The organism is Paraburkholderia flava, from assembly GCF_004359985.1.
Taxonomy (GTDB): domain Bacteria; phylum Pseudomonadota; class Gammaproteobacteria; order Burkholderiales; family Burkholderiaceae; genus Paraburkholderia; species Paraburkholderia flava.
The window spans coordinates 713,358-733,625 of the sequence record NZ_SMRO01000002.1; the positions used below are offsets into that span (position 1 = coordinate 713,358).

The 20,268-nt window shown below is 56.7% G+C and carries 15 protein-coding genes; 10 read left to right on the forward strand and 5 right to left on the reverse strand.

What is annotated here, in order from left to right; genetic code table 11:
* Positions 1–2 precede the first annotated feature (2 nt).
* The 7 genes from E1748_RS14600 to E1748_RS14635 all read left to right on the forward strand — a co-directional run bounded on the left by E1748_RS14600 (position 3) and on the right by E1748_RS14635 (position 10,569).
* Complete coding sequence (locus E1748_RS14600) at positions 3–1,229, forward strand: tyrosine-type recombinase/integrase (protein ID WP_133647928.1); 1,227 nt, start codon at positions 3–5, stop codon at positions 1,227–1,229.
* Between the two features lie 684 nt (positions 1,230–1,913).
* The gene (locus E1748_RS14605; protein WP_133647929.1) at positions 1,914–2,993 is read left to right on the forward strand and encodes a ComEC/Rec2 family competence protein; all 1,080 of its coding nucleotides are present in this window, start codon (positions 1,914–1,916) and stop codon (positions 2,991–2,993) included.
* Positions 2,990–3,916, forward strand: a complete 927-nt coding sequence (locus tag E1748_RS14610; protein ID WP_205965247.1) for a hypothetical protein — start codon at positions 2,990–2,992, stop codon at positions 3,914–3,916. Before E1748_RS14605 ends, E1748_RS14610 begins: the two co-directional genes overlap by 4 nt.
* 336 nt (positions 3,917–4,252) lie before the next feature.
* Positions 4,253–5,362: a ComEC/Rec2 family competence protein gene (locus E1748_RS14615; RefSeq protein ID WP_240766628.1), complete on the forward strand. Its 1,110-nt coding sequence runs from the start codon at positions 4,253–4,255 to the stop codon at positions 5,360–5,362.
* Positions 5,355–7,610, forward strand: a complete 2,256-nt coding sequence (locus E1748_RS14620) for a Mov34/MPN/PAD-1 family protein (RefSeq protein ID WP_133647931.1) — start codon at positions 5,355–5,357, stop codon at positions 7,608–7,610. The genes E1748_RS14615 and E1748_RS14620 overlap by 8 nt, the downstream gene beginning before the upstream one ends.
* Positions 7,611–8,567: 957 nt before the next feature.
* Positions 8,568–9,788: a hypothetical protein gene (locus E1748_RS14630; protein WP_133647932.1), complete on the forward strand. Its 1,221-nt coding sequence runs from the start codon at positions 8,568–8,570 to the stop codon at positions 9,786–9,788.
* A 46-nt stretch (positions 9,789–9,834) separates the two neighbouring features.
* Positions 9,835–10,569 (forward strand): hypothetical protein, encoded by a 735-nt coding sequence (locus E1748_RS14635; protein ID WP_133647933.1) that lies wholly within the window; start codon positions 9,835–9,837, stop codon positions 10,567–10,569.
* Between the two features lie 67 nt (positions 10,570–10,636).
* Here E1748_RS14635 and E1748_RS14640 read toward each other — a convergent pair whose 3' ends face one another.
* From E1748_RS14640 to imuA, 4 genes are all read right to left on the reverse strand, one after another.
* On the reverse strand, positions 10,637–11,599 hold the full coding sequence (locus E1748_RS14640) for an SOS response-associated peptidase family protein (RefSeq protein WP_133647934.1): 963 nt from the start codon (positions 11,597–11,599) through the stop codon (positions 10,637–10,639).
* 63 nt (positions 11,600–11,662) lie between these two features.
* Complete coding sequence (locus E1748_RS14645; protein WP_133647935.1) at positions 11,663–14,812, reverse strand: error-prone DNA polymerase; 3,150 nt, start codon at positions 14,810–14,812, stop codon at positions 11,663–11,665.
* Between the two features lie 6 nt (positions 14,813–14,818).
* Positions 14,819–16,288: a Y-family DNA polymerase gene (locus E1748_RS14650; RefSeq protein ID WP_205965248.1), complete on the reverse strand. Its 1,470-nt coding sequence runs from the start codon at positions 16,286–16,288 to the stop codon at positions 14,819–14,821.
* Positions 16,218–16,925, reverse strand: coding sequence for a translesion DNA synthesis-associated protein ImuA (gene imuA, locus E1748_RS14655; protein ID WP_133647936.1), 708 nt, complete (start codon positions 16,923–16,925; stop codon positions 16,218–16,220). Before imuA ends, E1748_RS14650 begins: the two co-directional genes overlap by 71 nt.
* Before the next feature lie 146 nt (positions 16,926–17,071).
* Here imuA and E1748_RS14660 point away from each other — a divergent pair, with 146 nt between their 5' ends.
* The 3 genes from E1748_RS14660 to E1748_RS14670 all read left to right on the forward strand — a co-directional run bounded on the left by E1748_RS14660 (position 17,072) and on the right by E1748_RS14670 (position 18,680).
* A complete protein-coding gene (locus tag E1748_RS14660) occupies positions 17,072–17,281 on the forward strand; it encodes a hypothetical protein (protein WP_133647937.1) in 210 nt (69 codons plus the stop codon).
* Positions 17,282–17,354: 73 nt separating this feature from the next.
* Positions 17,355–17,573: a hypothetical protein gene (locus E1748_RS31765; protein WP_133647938.1), complete on the forward strand. Its 219-nt coding sequence runs from the start codon at positions 17,355–17,357 to the stop codon at positions 17,571–17,573.
* A 96-nt stretch (positions 17,574–17,669) separates the two neighbouring features.
* Complete coding sequence (locus E1748_RS14670; protein ID WP_133647939.1) at positions 17,670–18,680, forward strand: hypothetical protein; 1,011 nt, start codon at positions 17,670–17,672, stop codon at positions 18,678–18,680.
* A gap of 362 nt (positions 18,681–19,042) precedes the next feature.
* On the opposite strand, the gene E1748_RS14675 is transcribed toward E1748_RS14670, so the two are convergent.
* Positions 19,043–20,074, reverse strand: a complete 1,032-nt coding sequence (locus E1748_RS14675; RefSeq protein WP_133647940.1) for a hypothetical protein — start codon at positions 20,072–20,074, stop codon at positions 19,043–19,045.
* Positions 20,075–20,268 lie beyond the last annotated feature (194 nt).

Here is a 20,268-nt window from a genome sequence, read left to right on the forward strand (position 1 = left end):
CTATGGCCTATCTGATTTCATCTGAGTCAGGGTGTGTGCTCAATGACAATCCATACGACAACGTTCCGGTAGCTATGTCAGCTCGACACCGACCGGTCGATGCTGTGAATTCTTTCATCCGCGCTTCGCTGCGGAGTAGACGCCTGGTAACGGATAGCGTTCGTCAGAATTCACACACGCTCACGAATCTCTGCAGTTTTCTCGAGGAAGAAGAGAAGGATTCGGCAAGGCTGGAGCGACGGCCAGTCGAGCGCGACGTCGACAGGTTGCTTCATCAAATTGATGACGAGCAGCTTGAGAGGTGGAGGGACAGGGATGAGCGTTTGGGGCGCCGTTCTCTCACTATGAACGGAAAGGTTTCAACTGCGTTGCGTTTCTTGTTGCATTGCTCGAGGAAGGAAGGGTTTCCCCATCGGATTGCCGATGTTTCGGTAGACCCGAACGCTCCTGTGAAGATATGGTACGAGAAGCGCTATCGCTATGGACGCAAGGTAATCGTGAGTGACCTGCTGTATCGAGGAAAGGGAGTGAAGTCCAGGCGGAAAGGTGTGCCAACGCTCGACGAGATGGAGGACGCCTACGTTCGGGCGTCTGAGGGGCAGTGGCATATTGCTCATCGGGACGTCTTGATGGTCAACGCTGCCGAGGAAACTGGGTTGAGATTGTCTGAGGTTCTTAGCCTGAGAATACGGCAACTGCCTGCAAGAGCAGAAATAGAAGCCGCCAGTGACGTTGACCGTGAAATCGTCTTGCTGGTCGTTCGAAAGGGTGGGGCAGAGCATGAAGTTCCATTCCCTGCGTGGATTCTGAACGCTCTACGAGACTACATTGATGACGTACGTGCGGTTATAGTTAAGGGGCGAGCCAAGGCGCAGGGCCATGACCGCATTTTCGTAAGTCACACTTCGGGCGCTCCGCTGAATCGCCAGTACATGAGCAGGAGACTTTCACGCATTTTCCGAGATGCTCCGAAGCGACGCGGGCTGACATATCACCGGGTCCGGGCTAGATACGCGTCGGTTGCTATAGAAATAAAACTCAAAGCTGAGATTGAGGCACGCGGTTTATTTAACGTAAGAGAGGAAAAGATTCTCACGGAGGTGATGGAGTTGATGGGGCAGACGCACTTGGGGTCATTGAAGAGCTATCTCGACACAGAACTCGCGATGAAGTACGAAGAAGATATGAAGCGCCGGAGGTCAGTCGATTCGCGGAAGGCATCCATCTAAGAATCAGCGCGCCGGTCGTTAGCGCATGTAGATTGCTATATCTCTCGCGCAAGTAACCTGCCAAACACAATTTTCCGCCGATGTCCGAACGGGAGAATCGCAATTGTTGGAGACCAATCCGAACCTAAGGCGCGGATGGGCATCAAGGCGGGTGGAGAGTTTGTCCTGCCGGGGTTTGTTGACTCGCATACACATGACGACCGTGCGGTACTGTCCCATACGGAGGTGGCTTGCAAAGTCTGGCGGGAAGTGACCACTTCCATCACAGGTAAAGCCCGTCTTTAGCAGTAGACGTCATGTCGTGTACCTGCACGGTCCGGACGTCCAATAAATCAAAATGCTCATACCGGACGTGATGGTGACTCCAGCACTATTGTCCCGATGTAGTAGGCTCATGTCTCAACCGGTAGGAACACCGGTGGTTGGGTTCACGTCTCGCATGAACGATTGAATGTAAAAAAGCAAACGTTTGCGGTTGTCCCGCTGAGCAAAAAAGTTATTGTGCTTACTCGCCCAATTCACAGCGCGGAAAAAATTTCCGTTCCTTTCTCTTGAAGGCGCGAATGGTCCGCCCAACATGACGTCGGCGGTTGCGTACTTTGCGCATCGGCCGTGCGGTTTGTTTCGCTCAGTGAGGGCTGAGTGCGCGGCGATTCAAAAAAATTTTGATGATGGAGAGAGAGGATGGCCAGTGGCATTGAGATTGATTTTTTGCCGGTCGGTGATGGCGAGCATAGCGGCGATGCTATCGCCGTCCGGTGGCTCGAAGATGGTCAATACAAAGTGCTCGTGTACGACGGCGGACACCGGGGAACCGGCCAAGTGTTGGTTGACCATGTGAAGGTTCACTACGGCACGACCCATGTCGATTTCGTGGTTAACTCCCATCCGGACAACGACCATGCGGGTGGTCTTTCGATTGTGCTAGAGCAATTGTCGGTCGGGCAACTGTGGATGCACCAGCCGTGGAATTACAGTGAAGAGATTCGCCATTACTTCCGCGATGGCCGAATCACCAGTGAAAGCTTGGTCAAGCGTTTGCAGGCCAAGATGGGAGCTGCGTATGCGCTCGAAAAGCTTGCGGAACAAAAGAAAATCCCCGTATCTGAACCCTTCGCCGGGTCGCGCATTGGTATTTTCACTGTCCTTTCGCCCGGGCAGCACCGCTATGTTCATGGACTGATTCCGGAGTTTGAAAAGTCACCGGAGCTCCGGGCTGCAAAGGAAATGCTGAAGTCCGCAGCGAACTTTGTGATGGATGCTGTGGGCTTCGTAACCGAGTTGTGGACGGGGGAGAACCTCCCCGAGACGGTTTCAACATCGGCTGAAAACGAAAGCAGTGCCGTGCTTTTTGCTTCAGTTGGCGAGCGCGGTTATTTGCTAACCGGTGACGCCGGGGTCGATACATTGCGCGCAAGCGCAATGTATGCGAGCAGCATCGGGATTGACCTGCCGACACGGGTTACGTTCGCCCAGATTCCTCACCACGGTGGCCGCCACAATGTTTCGACCGAAACCCTGAATCTGCTTTTCGGAGCGCCGTCGACTAATTCGCAAGCGGCGCCGACTAAGACAGCGTTCGTTTCGGCGGCCGAGCGTGCTCCGCGTCATCCGAAAAGGAAGGTGACAAACGCATTCAAGCGTCGCGGATTCAACGTTGCGCAAACGAAGGGCGTGCCTCTCCGCCACTTCATTGGCATGCCAGCTCGTAGCGGGTGGGTGGCTGCATCAACTGTGCCATTCTATGAAGAGGTGGAAGAGTGACTATCGCTATCGATAAAATTCTGACGCAGTTTGGCGACCGGTACGACCGCAACGCGCGATTAGCGCCCGCGCTGCTTGTCCTGCTGCCCGCAGTCGTTGCAATCATCGCGTTGTATGGGAAGTCGCTGGGCATACTTGGGACAGTGGTGTCGACTATTGGGCTTTGCGGCGGTTGGGTAATGCTCGCGGATTGGGCGCGAAGTCGAGGCAAGGCAACGGAGCAGGCGCTCTGGAGAAAATGGGGTGGGCCGCCTAGCACCCAAGTCCTGCGATACAAAGACGAGACCTTCGACGACCTGTCGAAGTCGCGGTATCACAAATTGCTGCAGAAAAAAGTTGGTAGGCCGTTTCCAGCGTCGAAGGCAGCGGAGGCGTCGGACCCGGAGGCCGCCGATGTGTTATATGCCTCCGCTTGCAATTGGCTGCGCGAACACACACGCGACGAAAAAAAGTATCCGCTGCTGAAGAACGACAACATCGCTTACGGATTTCGCCGCAACGGCCACGCTCTGAGATGGCTTGGCATGACAGTGTCCTTAGGTTGCATCGGCTGGGTACTCCTGCGGCATGGCATCACATCGTTAGCGGCTCGCCTTCATGTTGCCGGCGATGTCGAGCGAATGTTTTCGGGGGGCGAGTGGGTTTCGCTTGCCGTTGCACTCATCATGCTTCTCGCCTGGATAGGCTTCTTTACTGAAGGAGTTGTACGCACCGCCGCTTTCTCTTATGCCGAAAAGCTCGTAGTCGCATGTGAGCACATCGCGGCTCCGACTTCACAACGAAGTGCGCCGACCTCAGGGCGCGCGGCCAGGAAAGCGGAGGCAACAACATCGAACCCGCCAGCGCCGTCAGCCGCTGACCAGAATGCGACGGCTCCCCGACGTTCGCGTTCCAAACGGGTCGGAGCGACCCAAGATAAGTAGGCAGGCCCAACAGCGCAGCACCTGAGGTCCACGGTGACATCCATATGCACGGCGCATTTTTATTGAAGTGGTGGGTGGACCTCCCTCGGGTTAAATCGGAGGCTCACGCTCAGCGACTCCTCGCTGCCGGTGCCCAGACGTTTAAAACACCATATATGGAATTATTTGTTGAAAAAACACAATATATAGTGTTTTTGTCGCTATACTAAGTGGGCAATAATTAGAAATCCAGTTTCCGCGCTCAGGGGTATGCGCGTCGGCGGATATACGAACCAGTTCTGAGAGACCAAAAACATGACACCTGAAATAACATTTTTCCCCGTTGGGAACGGGGATATGACGCTTATCAAATTGTCGAGCGGTCGGCGAATCCTGATTGACATCAACGTTCGCCAACCCGGCGATGATGTTCGCGATGTTTTAGCCGACTTGCGTGACCGTCTTGAGGTGGACGACGAGGGGCGTCCATATGTTGACGTCATGGTGCTGAGCCATCCGGACCAAGACCACTGTCGCGGGTTCAAAGAGCATTTTTGGACCGGTCCGCTTATGGAATACCCAACCACGGGCGAGCCCTCGAAAATTGTTATCCGCGAGATGTGGTCGTCGCCGCTCGTGTTTCGGCGCGCATCGAAGTACCACACGCTGTCGGATGACGCCCGGTCATGGAACAGCGAAGCGAAGCGCCGTGTTGCTTTGTACAGGGAAGAAGGTCTGGGCGAGGACGGGGACCGTATCCTTATCTTGGGCGAAGATGCCGATGGTAAGACTGACGACCTGGGCGCGATTGTCATTCGGACAGATTCGACAATCACGAAAGTGGCCGGCCGGTCCGAAGAAAATTTCAGTGCGCTTCTACTAGCGCCGATGAACGCAGACAATGCTGATGACGCTGAAGAACTCACCAAAAACGAGTCGAGCGTCATCATGAATTACTCGATTGGTACTGGCGCAAGGCTTGATGCTGTCAAATTCTTGTCTGGCGGTGATGCCGAGGTCTATATCTGGGAAAAGCAGTGGGGTCGCCACAAGAACAACGTCGACGCCCTGACTTACGACCTGTTATCGACACCACATCATTGCTCGTGGCACACCCTCTCTTACGACAGCTGGAGCGGGAAGAAGGAGGATGCCAAGGTCTCGGCGGACGCTCGTAGCGCGTTGGCGCAAGCAAGGGATGGCGCATATGTCGTCGCGAGCAGTTGTCCCATCAAGGACGACGACAATGACCCACCATGTATTCGTGCGAAACGTGAGTATGAATCCATTGTGAAGGGCGTATCTGGCACGTTCTTGAACACTTCAGTTCATCCAAATTCGACGTCGCCAGAGCCTATGACATTTGAAGTCACGTCTTGGGGAGCGAAAGCGAAATGGAAATCTTCAGCGACGCCTCGCGCTGCCGTTGCCTCCATCCTTGCAACAAAGCCTCTGTCGCATGGCTAACGCGGGCGCAAACGAATTGCTCACGCCTGAAATTTTTGCGGCCATTGAAACCATCAAAGCGCACCGCGCAGTTGTCAGCCTCGAGATAGCAGGTAACCACGAGGCGGTGGTTTGCGTGGTCGCACACTTTTCGGTGAACCTTCCTTCACGCGCCGCAGCGGCAGGTCACAGCGAGAACGGCGTACGTGAGACGGAGGAGGTCTTCATTTTCTTTCCGAAGAACTTCCCGGTGTCCGCACCGCAGTTCAAGCTGCGCGCAGATTTTCCGACAAACCTCCCGCATATATATCGCCACGCGCCTGGCGACCTTGTTCCGCCGTGCATAACAGTCGGTGACCAACGGGATGTGTTGCACGAAGAAGGCATCTATCGGCTAGTTGTGCAGCTCTCCGATTGGCTTGACAAGGCTGCAGTCGGGCAACTAACGAACAATGAGCAGGGTTGGGAGCCGAGTCGGCGAGATGCCAAGTACAACTTTCTCGAAATAGAATCGGACTCACTCGTGCCAGCCAATCCGCCTTGGGGCGGTTGGCGGATGTATGCATGTCCGACTATCTCGACTGACGACGGCGAACGTTCACGTACCTCGAAGGGGCAGCGAATCGCTGCCGCACTGTCTAGGGGGTGGCTCGAACGGTTGCTTGCGGCTCAAACGCGCTGGGAATTTGGACATAAGGGCGTTGCGTCTCTCGTGGTGTGCTGGCCGTCCCAAGACGGTGTCGACGGCGCGAGAATTGATGACACGTATAAGGCTGATACTGTTCAGACGTTCGCTCAAATGGCTGAGCGCGCATTGGAATTACGATGTCGGGTGGCCCTTGATGATTTTCTGAGCAATTTCAATCGGGTGGCCAAGTCGTCGGACTCACGCGGAACGTTGCCCATCATTTTTGTTTTTCCAATTCGACGGCCGTTGAACGTCATGGGGCAGTACACGCCCTACGAATTGTTGGCGTACCGTGTCGAATTACCTATGCCGGGGCAACTCGAAGTCACTAGCGAGGAGCCTGTCACGCAAATTGCGTTTTGGACCCCTCTCGGCACGGCTCTTTTACGAAGGACGTCCGGCCTTGCAGACCTGCCACATAAGGCAAAGTTCGCATTCGTTGGATGCGGGAGTTTGGGCTCAAAGGTTGTGATGCATGTGGCCCGAGCGGGGCTCCAACCAAGCCTGTTGATAGACGGCAAAATCATGGTGCCGCACAACACGGCCCGGCATGCTCTTTTGCCTCTTGACGCCGATGCCCAGTGTGGAAAGGCTGACCGTCTGGCGTCGATAGTGAGAACGTTCGGTGTCGGAGCCCCAGACACCCTCGGAAATGACCTGCGAAAACTTGACTTCGCAGACAAGCGCTACCGGACGAATTTTGAGTCCGAGGGCGCGTTCGTCGTCAACACCACCGGGTCGGCTGCCGTACGCCATTACCTGACCCGGGGCCAGTTCTCGGCTAGGGTTGTGGAAGCCGCACTGGTAAATCGAGGTACGGGGGCATACCTGACCATTGAGGGGGCAGGGCGGTCTCCAAGCACAACCGACCTGATGTACCACGGATACGAGCAGATGCGCTGGGCTGGACTGCTGGCATCCATCGAGAGCCGCGAGAATCATATTCTCGATGTCGGCGTCGGGTGTCACTCAGTGACGATTGCCATGTCCGATGCAACCGTCTCGCTAGTCGCTGGCGGTGTCGGCCAAAAATTACTACGCATCGACTCTGATGGTGCGCCCGACGCCGGAATCGTCGCGATTGCCACCGTCGGCGACGATGGTATGTCGATTCAGTGGCGTAGCGAAAACGTCGGCGCCACGCATGTCGCGCGTGTCTACCACTCCGAAGGGTGGACAGTTCGTGTGCTAAATCGGGCGCATGATGAGATGGTTGCCGATGTATCGTTGTACCCCGGCTTGGAAACTGGCGGCCTAATCGTAGGAAGCGTGTCAACGCTGACCCGCGAAATTTTCGTCACTGCTACGTTGCCCGCGCCGAGCGACAGCACACGGTCGGCGGCCCGCTTTGTCCTCGGCATTGAGGGTAGAGCGCAAACGATTCGAGCTTACCAGGATTCGGCGCACGGGACGCTTTGGTGTCTCGGCACATGGCACAGTCACCTTGAGCCGAGCGGACCCTCGCAGATGGACCTGGATACTGCGGCTCTTCTGGACGGCCAGTTGCGGCACGCGGCATTGTTGCTCATCCGCCATCCGACAGGGTATTCAGCTGTCGTCCGCGAGGGCCTGGTGGAGTGAACTCAAGCGGTCTGTCTAGGAGCACTGCATGTTTTTTCTGATTATCTTCTATCTGTTCACCGTGGTTGTGATGAGCGCAATTAGCATTGGGGCAATCCTCATTGGATTGCTGCCGGCTTGGATGGGAGTCGCTCGACTAGGTCTGATGTGTGGCCTTTTTGGTGCGCTGGGCGGAGCCTTGTATTGCGTGCGGGCCGTATATGTGAATCGTAGTGCCCGTAACGAGTGGAAGCCCGAGTGGCATTGCTGGTATTTTTTTGAGGCCTTTGGCAAGCGTAATCTGTGGTGGTCTCAGCTTGCTTTTTCTGAAGGCGGGGCTGCTCGTCCTGGATGCAGGAACGAAGGCGGGTGCCTCGCATTTAGGATACTACGCATTCGCCTTCATCGCGGGGTTCAACGTCGATAAGTTTTTGGGGAAAGTTGAGGGCATTGCGCAGACGACATGGGGCATTGAGAAATCTCGCTTACGAGCTTCTAATGAGGAAAGAAAGGGGGGCCTCGTCGAGGACGAAGAGAGCGCAAGTTCGCGCACAAACGCTTGAGGCAACATCTGCCGATGGCGTTGTAGATGACTTGTACCTGATAAACACATGAGGATATGTCGGGCTGGCTGCACGCTGCCTCGTATTGCTCTACGTGCGGAAAGTCGGTCCTATGGTGATACAGGTCCTTAAAGCGCGCTCGGTCACCGAGGCGGATTCCACGCGCCGGTCGCAACTCACTAATCGCAGAGAATTTCCTACCATCCCAATTATTGCAATGGCATACGCGGACGCTATACGACCGATTCGCAACTACATGCGCAAGTTTTCATACGCGAGTGTGTTGTTTCAGCTTTCAAGTTACATACATTACGCGAGGGCGCAAGAAACCGAAACGGTGAGAGCGCCCTGGGTTGCTGAGCGCTTGGCACTTTGGGCCATCCGGGACGATGTTCGAATGTACGAGCGTCGTCCCATGCAGTTTGACGACTTAGCCAAGTGTCTTAATATGGCATGGAACGATATGGACTCGGAGTTCCAGTGGTTCTCTCCGAACGCGCCGTTGCACCTTTCCGTCCGCTCACTCCTGTTGGCGCAGATTCCGCATCAAAGAGGTCAAGAGATGGGCCCATTTGGTCGACAAATTGACCTCGTGAACAGGCTTCAGACCAACTCTCGTCTGTATCAGTTGTTTGAGCAAAAACTTGGCATACCGCCAATGGACTATCTAGCAATGGCTGTCCTTTTTCGATTGAATTCCTTGAACGATATGTCCCGTGTTTTTTCAGGCAAGTACCGCGGCGAGATGAGAGGAGTTTTTGGAGAGAAAGTAGCGGACCAGTTCTATAACACACTGCTTGTCCCTCGCGAAACGACAGCAAAACAGATGCGCGAAGTTGACCCCGACGAATGGTTCCAGCCGAATCTGCTATACCGGTCGCCTTTCACGGTCTACGACGGTAAGTGGATTTTCTGGGGCCGATGCGGCTTGGACCGACACCTGGAGTTCGCTCTCAGTGACATCGTTGGCGCCAGCGATGACGTAGCGGCGCGACGTTTGTTTGAGGACATGTTCGAAGAATACGTGGGCCGGAGTCTTGTGCGAATGGGCACTGACGTCCTGAAGGAAAACGAGGTGCGTGCGCGATTCGGCGTCGACGGTGCCTGCTGTGATTACGCTGTTCTTGATGGCAACGCCGTTGTCCTGCTTGAGGTTAAGAACAAGGCTCTAGCCCACACATTTCCAGCATCCGCCACAGTGCGGACGTATCGGTCAAAATTGAAGACCACGGTGTTCAAAGCTGCAGACCAGCTACGAAATACCGAGCGCTTTGTTCATAGAGCTCTACCGTCTGCTTCAGTCCACCGGGTCACGGTCACATATGGCGACCTCTTCGCTGCCGAGGCTGACCACTTTTTCGACGAGCAATCGAGCGGCTTCCAGTCGGAGGAGCCGGTATTCATTATGAGCGTCGACCACATGGATAGACTCGTTGAGGCGGTACGGCTTGGACAGTGCGGATTTGCCTCTTTCTTTAACGACTTTACACAGAGACGCGAAAAGCCTGCCGACAGACTATTCGCGCTCTCTGAGCTGCTGAACTACGAGCCATATCGTCTGAGGGAGCAGCCGAAGCACATTACTGATATTTATACGCCGTTTTTGGAAAAGATGATGGAACGCTGTCATGCCTAACAGACTGGCTAACGTTATAGACATGTCTATGGAACTTGGAGAATGAATGGGCGGCGCAACGAACGAGATGAACGTTCAGGATTGGAGACTTCAAGCGACATCAGAATTGGCGGAGGACGCAAATCTTTGGGGGAAGGTGTATGCGAAGGGAACGGTTATAAAGCAGGCTGCGAACATTAAGCTTCCAGATAAAAAAACACTTGTGTTGCATGTTCCTAACGCAACAGCGCTGTTTTTGAATTCGTCGCATCGCGCCTTCGCGGACGCGTCCGCGATTCTGAAGCGGCACAAGATTTCTGCCGGGCACACGCCGACTGTCATGTTCGGGTCCGACGCCGATGCGTTCACTTGGCTGGAGAATATGATGACATCCATTGTTTCTGCATACACGGCCGTCGAGGCGTTCGTAAATCAAAGCATCCCGGACGATTTTAAATTCGAAAGAAGCAAAGCAGGGGTCAACGAAGTTTTCGAAAAGAGCGATATTGAGCGGCGGTTTCCGCTGAACGAAAAGCTCAGCAGTGTCTTGCCTTCTGCGCTTGCGCTGACAAACCCGGTCGGGCACAAAGGCTGGAACAAATTCTGCCGTCTCGAGGGGATGCGCGACCGGATTATCCACATGAAGTCAAAAGACCAAAACGTCAATGGCGACGGAAGGGGGACCGTGTGGGAGCATCTGTTCAGCTTCCCTGAGCCAGTCAGCCTTGCTCTTCCACTCCTGACTTACCTCACATCCCAAATGGAAATCAAGCGGCGGTGGGTCACCCATCGGCCTTTCTAAGTCCTGCTTTCATCTTAGGGACTGACGGTGGGCGCGGCGCCGCCGCGATTCGGCAACTACATCGTAGTCATGCGGCAAGGCGGTGTTCATAGAAAGGCCGGTCCCGGTCGTCAAGGATTGCGTAAGAAGTTGCGATTTGAGACGGATTTGGGTTTAACCATGCATCCATATTTTCCGCCTTTATTGGCACGATGCACCGGTCGTGGCCGGCAGCCGCGACCTCCTGTGGCGGTTCATCTGTGATGGCTGCAAAAGATAGCAGGTCTGGCTCGCCCGGGGCGGTCCATCGAGACCACAGGCATGCGACCAACATCAACTGACCGTTGCTCGGGCGGAACTCCAAGACGACGTTTTCATCTCGCTTGTGAGTTTCACTCAGGGTCCCCTCGAACTTCGCCTTGCTGACATTCTCGTAGAAAACATCGACGAGCATGACGCCATGCGTGTAGCCGAAGCACGGCTTCCAGAAGCCTTCCAGATTGTCGCGGCGGGCGTTGTAGGTCCCGGGATACTTCACATCGTACGACGCCGGCTTGCCCGCGATTCGACATTGGTAGCGCATTGGTTTGACGACGAGCCGGCCGTTTTCCATGACCATAACGGGGGCGTAGTGGCCGGGAAATATGCGCGAGTCTCTCGGCTTGGACTCGGTGCGCTGCATGTCGTCAAGCTTGCCGCGTATCCAGGCGATTTTATCGGTGGCGATTCGCTGGCTTTCGGTCGCTGCCTTGGTCACCTTCGTCAGCAGTGACCGCTCCGCGTCCGCTAGCCTTTTGCGTTGCTTGAACAGGTCCTGTTCAAGCTTATTCGTCTGGTCGCGATTGAACTGGTCGATGAAGCCTTTGATTTTACGCTCGGCGTCGGTCTCCGGCGCGGCAAAGGCGACCTCCATTGCTTTCGGTATCTTCGCCTTGCTGACACCCTCCGCGCGCTCGAAGAACAGCCGCGCAAATTCGTCGATGTCCATGAGAGCACCAAAGGTCCGCACGAACTTCCGGTAGTCAGCCTGAATTTGAGCCGAATAGCACATCACCGTCCTCCTGTAATAGCGGAGCCACAATCCAGAAGCTAGCACATCCTGGTTTTCTCCGGCTCAGCAGAAATCCCGACTCGTGCTCGTCAACCCGCCGAGCAGATGGGACATGTCGACAAGCCTCTGGGCGACCAGGTGCCGAACCTCTCCCTGGCATTGCCACGTGCCGTACACCGCAAGCAACGACGCCCCAAGCGCCTCCTTCCTTTGCTTCTCCAGCAAGCTCGGCCAGACAATGACGTTGACATTGCCTGTCTCGTCCTCGAGCGTGACAAACATGACCCCTTTGGCTGTTCCGGGGCGTTGGCGCACGGTTACAAGTCCGCAGCCTCGCGCGAGCCGTCCGTCGCGATAGGCGCGCAGCGTTGACGCGGGCATTAGCCGGTTTGCGAGCAGTTGCGGCCGGAGCAGTTCCAGCGGATGCCGTCCTAACGTCAACCCGACAGACCTGTAGTCTGCAACGATGTCGTTCGCTTCCGTCGGCGCGCCCAACTGCGGTGTCTCGTCCTGGACCACCGCTACGGCAAGCATGTCCTTGTCAGGCACGGCGGCGACCGATTGCCATAGCGCCTCGCGGCGATTGCCGGCCAGCGAAGCGAGAGCGTTGGCGTCCGCAAGAACGTGGAGGTCCTTTCGGTCCAGTTGCGCTCTACGAGCCAGGTCAGCCACGGTATCGAACGGACGCACGGCTCTGGCGTTTTCAATCCGCTCTGCGGTGCCGTCCTTCATGCCGCGCAGGAGCGACATGCCGAGCCGAACCGCCGGGCGGTCGTTGTCGGGTAGTGACACCAAGACAGAGTCCCAGCCACTGACAGCAACGTCAACTTTCAGCACCTTCACGCCGTGGCGTTGTGCGTCCTGCACAAGCTGCGACGGCGAATAGAATCCCATCGGCTGACTGTTGAGCATGGCAGCAAGGAATGCCTCAGGCTCATGGCACTTGAGCCAGCTACTCGCATACACGAGCAGCGCGAAACTGGCAGCATGGCTTTCAGGGAAACCGTACTCACCGAAGCCCTTGATTTGCTCGAAGATGCCTTCCGCGAAAACTTGGTCGTAGCCGCGCTCCTGCATCCCATTGACGATACGGTCGTAGTATTTCTCAAGACCACCTTTCCGTTTCCAGGCGGCCATCGCCCGTCTTAACTGGTCAGCCTCGCCAGCTGTAAAGCCAGCAGCCAGAATGGCCACCTGCATGACCTGCTCTTGAAAAATAGGCACCCCGAGCGTTCGCCCAAGCGCTGTCTTCAGCGCTTCACTTGGATACGTCACAGGTTCGAATCCCTGACGGCGCTGCAGGTAAGGATGGACAGCGCCACCCTGAATCGGCCCTGGCCTCACGATGGCTACCTCAATGACGAGGTCATAAAACGTACGGGGCTTCATCCGGGGCAACATGCTCATCTGCGCTCGCGATTCAATCTGAAACACACCGACAGTGTCCGCGGCGGAAATCATCTCGTACGTCTTCAAATCCTCCGGCGGAATGTCCTGCATTTCGAAGCGCTCGCCCCGCTGTTCCGACACGATGTCCAGCGCGCGGCGGATGGCAGACAGCATGCCAAGCGCGAGCACATCAATTTTCAGGAGACCGAGCGCCTCGAGGTCATCCTTGTCCCACTCAATGACGGACCGGTCCGCCATTGCCGCGTTCTCGACGGGGACAAGCCGTGTGAGCTTGCCGCGACTGATAACGAATCCGCCAGAGTGCTGGGACAGGTGGCGCGGGAAGCCAAGGAGCTGGGACGCGAGTCGCGCCCACGCCTGGATGAGCGGCTTCTCCGGGTCGAGCCCAGATTCGGCGAAGCGCTTGAGCAGGTCCTGGCTCGTGTCGAACCAGTGATGGCTCTTCGCGACGAGGTCGACAATCTGTGGGTCGACGCCAAGTGCCTTGCCAGTTTCACGCAATGCCCCCCGAGGCCGGTAGGTTGAGACTGCCGCCGCGATTGCCGCGCGGTCGCGACCGTACTTGCTATAGATGTACTGGATGACCTCTTCGCGTCGCTGATGTTCAAAGTCGACGTCGATGTCTGGAGGTTCACCGCGCTCCTTGCTGATGAACCGTTCGAACAGCATGTTGCCGCGCGCGGGGTCGACCTCGGTAATGCCGAGGCAGTAGCACACCGCAGAGTTAGCGGCGGAGCCGCGCCCCTGGCAAAGGATGTGCTGGCTGCGCGCGAAGCGAACGATGTCGTACACAGTCAGAAAGTACGGCTCGTATTCGAGCTCGGCTATGAGCTCAAGCTCGTGCTCAATTTGCCCCTGCACGTTGTGCGGGATGCCAGAAGGAAAGCGTCGCTGCGCTCCGATGTATGTTTCCTGCCGAAGGTAAGCTTTCGGGGTGATGCCCGCAGGCACCAGTTCGTCCGGATATTCATAGCGCAGCTCGTCGAGCGAGAACGTGCAGCGGCTCGCGATGTCGACGGTCGCTGCGAGCGCTTCGGCCGGGTACAGATTCGCAAGTCGGAGCCGCGAACGCAGATGTTGTTCGGCATTCGGTGCGAGGTCGTAACCGCATTCGTGTACTGGCCTGCCGACCCGGATGGCGGTCATCGTGTCCTGCAGTGGCTTGCGGGAGCGCACGTGCATGACGACGTGACCCAGTGCCACAACAGGGACATCCTGACCGCGCGCGACGAACTCGACCGAGCCACGGTGAATGTCATCCATGGCGCGCTGGTGAAGCACCAAACCTACCCAGGCGCGGCCGGTAAATGTATCGTCAAGCCACTCGACCTGTGCAGCAAGGACATCCTCGTTGGCCGGGAAATCCGGTACATGAATGGCGAGGCAGTCCGGCATCCCGCGAAGGTGCCGATATTCTTTCTCGGGACGGGAGAGGTCCTGCGGCGTCAGGCGATATTCGCCCTTGGTTGCGCGGGTGCGCGCAAGCGTAATCAGCTCGGACAGGTTGCCGTACCCCTCGCGGTTTTTGGCGAGCAGGATAATTTTGAACGCAGGCGAGCCGTCGGCATTGACCAATCTGAAGAACGAGCCGACGATAAACGGAAGCTTTGCTTCCTTCGCGGCGACGTGCGCGCGCACAACACCAGCTAGCGAACATTCGTCCGTGACAGCCAGCGCCGAATAGCCAAGTTGTGCCGCGCGCTCAGACAGTTCCTCGGCATGCGAAGCGCCATGAAGGAAGCTGAAATTCGAAAGGCAGAAAAGCTCGGCGTACGCCGGCAGCACGTTGAACGTTGTGTCCATGGCGCATCAGCCGAACAATCCGTGAAGGAACCACCGCTGCTCTTCCTCCGCGTCACGGCTGCTGACACGCTCACGATATATCCAGTAGCAACTCTGGTCTTCCCCCTGCGCCACGAAATAGTCGCGCGTCACCAGTTCGCCATCGAACCAGCCAGCTTCGATACGTTCACCTGGCGACACCATCCGCAGCGGGGACCCATAGAAGGGACGATGCTGACGCATCAGGAGTCGCACCGGGCTGTCCAACTGCCAGGTCGGTCGTGGAAGGCCTGGCGGAAGTGCCTCCTGCTTCGACTTGAGCGTCACCGGCACCCAACGGTTGGCGACCTCCGGGCGATGGTCAGCGGTCGGCGCGGGACGAAGAACGTTGTCTTCGCCGAGCCGCGCAACGAGCAGCTCAAGAAGACGGGCGTGGTCTTCCTTTGAACCTCCCGGTTCCGGGAACAGCGTGTCGGAAGCCGGTGCCGCAGACTCCACTTTCGATGCATCGAGCCGTAGCGCGATAACCGGCGCAGCCAGCTCAATCCGATGCAGCCGCTCCTTCAACAGCCTGACGAGATGCTCCTCCTTCCAGGTCGGCTCGCCCAGCGCGATGTCGATGGTTGTCGGCTCAATAGCGTCGCGCCCACGTTCATGTTCGAGCAGCAGCCTTATAGCCGTGACCGCCAGTTGCTTGGCGCAAAGCCAGCCACACAGTTGCACGATGAGTCGATGGGCGCCGAAGACTGCGCCGTCGGCATCTTCAAGCCGGTCCGGCATTTCAATACGTGCGGAGAAAGTCGGCGGCAGTTCTAGCCAATCAAAGAGTTCGGGCGCGGTGCCGAACGCCCGGTCGAGCGAGTCGAGCAGATGTTCACCACAGCGCCGCTGCAGGCCGGCGCGTGGCAAACGCCTGATGTCAGCAATGGTCTCGCAGCCAAGTCCGGAGAACCAGTCTCCGAACGGACGAACTTCCGGAACGGCCAGCATCGGTAATGCGGCCAGTCGTTGCTCAAGCGATGCGAGCTTGAGCACGCGGCGGTTTCCGAACTTCGCAAGTAGCCATCCACCCTGACCGGTGGGCGCGGCGCTGATGCGCGCCGTGAGCCCAAGCGTTCCGAGAACAGACTTCGCTTCCCGGCACAATGCGAGCAACCCGCCGAAAAGACGCAGACTCGCACCCACCTCCACCACGACGGTCGCTTCGTCAAGCAAGGCGACTTCAGGCGAGAAGCGCATCAGGGCAACACCCACCTCGCGCTGCGCCGCCGCTTCCTTGCCGGCGTCGCGTTCATGCATTTCCGTTTCCGGCGACAGTGTCAGCACTCCGCCGCGCTTCATCCCAAGGCGCACGCCAGCTGCACGAGCTGTGCTGTCTGTAATGACCACTTTGTCTTTCTCCAGTACAGCACTTCCGTGCGCCGCCTCAGATGACCACTTCGGTCGGAACACCTCGAGCGGCAACTTCGGCAAGTGGACGGCGAGAAAGACGCGCATGTCGGGAAAGCAATACAGGAGTGGGTTGAAGGGGAATCGACAGAGGCTCTGCGCGCGCTGGCCCTCGTCGTTTCACAATGTCGAGGGTCAAACCGTCGGCTGATGGTCTTAAAGCAAGCCGCAACAGGGCGGGCGATGAATCCTGTGCCGCTGCCAGAGGCCTGACCATCACGAAGAGTGTTTCGGATGATTGCGCAGCCAGATGCAGGCGCCGCAGCGATGCGGCCTGCGCGTATTGCGCCCAGAAGATGAGCGCACCGCAACTGCCTGCCCGCAGAATTTGCTCAGCCGACCAAAGAGCATCTGCGGTCTTTTGCGCTCTCACCCGCAACACCTGGTCAATGGGAAGTCCGATGTAGCTGAGTCCGAGCCCATCCGGGGTATGCGGCGGCTGCAGGAACGCAACCGGCCGACTGCCCGAACCACTGAGCGCCGGGCGCAAGAGTCGCAGTTCACCGACTCCGGCTTGCTGGACCATCAGGTCGACAAGGGCTCCGACCGGCCAGCCACCGCCGGGAAGCTCGGCCGACAACGCGGGATACCCAGTCTCAACCACCCGGCCACGGCCACGCGCGAGCTGGGACGCACGCCACAAGGACGGATGTATCTCTTCGGCCGTAACGGTAGCGCTGGACATGTGGAATCGAAAAACCTGTATATTTATACAGTATCCTACACGCAAATCCGTAGATGTGAACTGTCACTTTTTTCAAAGGAACGGGGTCGTGCGACGTGTATCGCTCGGCCTCATGTCCTGCTTTCGTTGCTCAAAGGAGGTCCAACATGAGAGCAGATGAATGGGTTCGGGAGGCCGAACGCGAATCGAAACTTGTCGACGCCCTGTACAAGGCGCGTCATCTTATTTCGATGCACGATGGCATGACCGTGCGGTGCGACGGCGAGGAATGGGCGCTCGATTTTGGCCAGGAGTTGAAAATGATTGACGCTACATTGAAGATGGCCGGAATCGACACCCAGCGCCTTAAGCAGTAGATACTTGTCGAGCCGCTCAAGTCGAGGCAATTACGGATGTGAAGCGGTGTGGAGGACCTTCAGAGGTCAGCAGATGCAAACTGAGAAATATCGTGGATATACGCTGTGGGGTCATTCCATCCTGGAGCAGGAAGACATCCTGCAACCGGCACGGTTCGCAGGAAGCGGCACAGTCATGCGAGACAACAAGGTGGTAGACGCGTCTGGCGTTCTTGGCAGTTTCGATACTGATGAAGAAGCAGAATCGACAGGCCTCTCGTGGTGTCGGGCGTGGGTCGACAGCCACGGCTAGGGCGGAGGCGACTGTCATGCAAAACACGTTGCACCAGATTGCGATGGTGTAGACAGCCACCCGTGCGCCTGCGCCCCGGTCATCACCCGAACCACGATGGATTTGCCGGAACCAGGCGTTCCGTTTTCACGTTGTACCCATATTGCTGGTGAAATCCCAAGGCAACCGCGCACGAGCACCAGTGCCCGGTTGGCGACGAGCAAGAATCGAGGCAACTTCTTCGGGAAAACTTCAATGGCGGCCCTGCGCGTAGTCTTCGACTCTAACGCATTCCAGCCCGGAACCTTCGAACTGCTGGAGCGCAGCTCCATGCTTAGGCACTGCCACAGCGGCCGCGTCACTCCCATATACAGTCACGTATTCATTGAGGAAACACTGCGCGCGTACGGCTCCTTGAGAAGGCGCGACGACCTAGTACAACGCTGGTTGCCGTTCATAGTGAAAAGCGCTGATAGGTTATGCAACGACTTCTTGACTATTTGGCATGAGGAACTCGTTCAAGCAAGGGGCGTACACGCCCGCATATTTATGCCGGAGCGCGACCGCGCGTTACTGGTCAGTCGCCTGCCCAATATTCCTCTCGACGGCTCGTGGCGTGCGTGGCATTCGGCACAGGTTGAGATTGCTCGCGAAAATGCGAAACGCGACGCGCAACGAAAAATCTCGGCGCAAATGCGTGAGCAGGTCGCTGACTGGCGTAAGGCGACGCGCTACCAACCAAAGCGACACGGTACGCTGCCGGTTCAGGACCTGTTTGGGACAGAAGTAGAGATAACTGGGCGAGAGTTCGCGATGGCCTTGATTAAGGCCCACAATCCTCGAGAGGTGGCATCACGATGGGCACGAGCGAAGCACATGTACCCATTTTTTACGATGTTCGTCATCAACATGGTCTACATGGCACGCTACTCGATGCTCCAGGCGAATCAGCCGCTTGACCTCAATGCACAGGCGGACCTTGACTTGATGACGCATCTCCTTCACGCGGACATTCTGGTATCAAACGAGCAAGGTTTTCTCAAGCATGCATTCGATGACCTGTGGAAACCAAAGCATAGGATTCTCATGACGTCGGAGGCGTTTGTTCGCTTTCTCGACAAACTATAGACCGTCTTCATATTGGTGTCCGCGACTCTCGTAATAGCAATTTATGGATGCTAGTAACCCGGTTGACGTCAGTTCGCGGTGCCATACGCTGACTTGAACTTTATCGCCCCAACGCATTTTCAAGAGACATTTTCAGCTCCCGGTTGCCGTTATGGCGAGGTTTCGGTTAGCGGCTCGTGCGTTATGGCTCACGGTCGGACGCAACGTGCACGCTAAGACAATCGGCATCGTCGTATCGCGGTCTTCCATCTATCTATCGTGATTCTGCTATGTGCGGGGACCGCGCCGAGTGCCAGAATGAAAAAGCCTCCCGGGCTGGAAGGCTGTGGAGAAGTCGCGAGACGAGTTGGCCGCTCAGTCGGTCATTTGCATTCGGCTGGCTTTGTTTTGCAGCCCGCGAGTCGCTGCTGCGCAGCAATGAGGTCGGCTTGCGCCTTGAGATTGGCTATGCGGTCAGTAGTCACGTCTGACTTCGCCGAGAGGACGTCCTGCGTCGCAGTTAGCGCGCTCGCAGTGCCAGTGTTTTTTCCGTATTCGATGCTGGTGATGCCGCCCGAGTCTGCTATTGAGAGAATGAACTTCTGGGTCCCGAACCACGCAGAGGATGGGATGTCAAGCGAAAACGTGCTGTTCTCTCCCTCACGAGGCAGGTACAGGTCCTGGGTACCGACACTCGTTTTGCTCTTTAGGCCCCAAAGCAATTCAACCCGAATCTTCTGCATTTTCGGAAGGGTTATCGGAACACCATCCTTTATCTCCGTTTGCTCGACTGTCTGAATGGGCTGTGCAGGGTGAATTACCAAGGTTGGCATCAGGCTATCGCCAATGGGTTCTCCGTCGAGCGTTGAGGCGCTTACTGTTTTATAAAGAGCCTGACTTGCATCGTCGATTTTCATGTCCTTATTCGTATCCTGCGCGACTGCCATCTGTTTGTAATCGAGCGGTCCCGCCGAATAAGTGATTGTCACGGGCTTTTCCGAGTTCGGTCCGTCGCACCACCTGGTTGACGTAAAGGCCACAGCGGCGACTCCCGCCGCCACCGTCACGGCCTCCTTAATGACGGCTTCTGCCTCTCCGGTCTGGGTGGAATTGATACTTTTAAGCCGGCCGTCGTCGGTGAGCGTCACTGCCACATCTGTGTCAGACATCATCCCGTCGAGCTTTTGAATGTGTAAGGGCTCCGCCTTCCTAGTGTAATCGGCCATATAGGCCGGCTTAGCGTTGAGCACCGTCGTGACGCTTAGAATTTTCTGTGAATCGCACGCGATGGTTTGCGTGGCTGTTATCGCAGTTTGGGATTTGGGCAGGTAGTAAGTTATGGTCGCATCAGGCAGCACCGCGCAGCCCGTGAGTATGATTACGAGCCAGGCCGAATGAATGTGGTTCCATTTCATCTTGTGGACTCCACCTTGGCAGAAGCTGCAATGGACGGCGTTTCGCCAGCCTGACCTGCATAAAAGTTGTAGTCCGTGCCCTAGCGTACAAAGCCGACTATCCGACCATGCTCACCGTGAGCACAACACAGACGACACCTTCGGAAGCGCAGCCGTTTCACTGAGCTATACCGTGGTCTAACGACACCGACCAC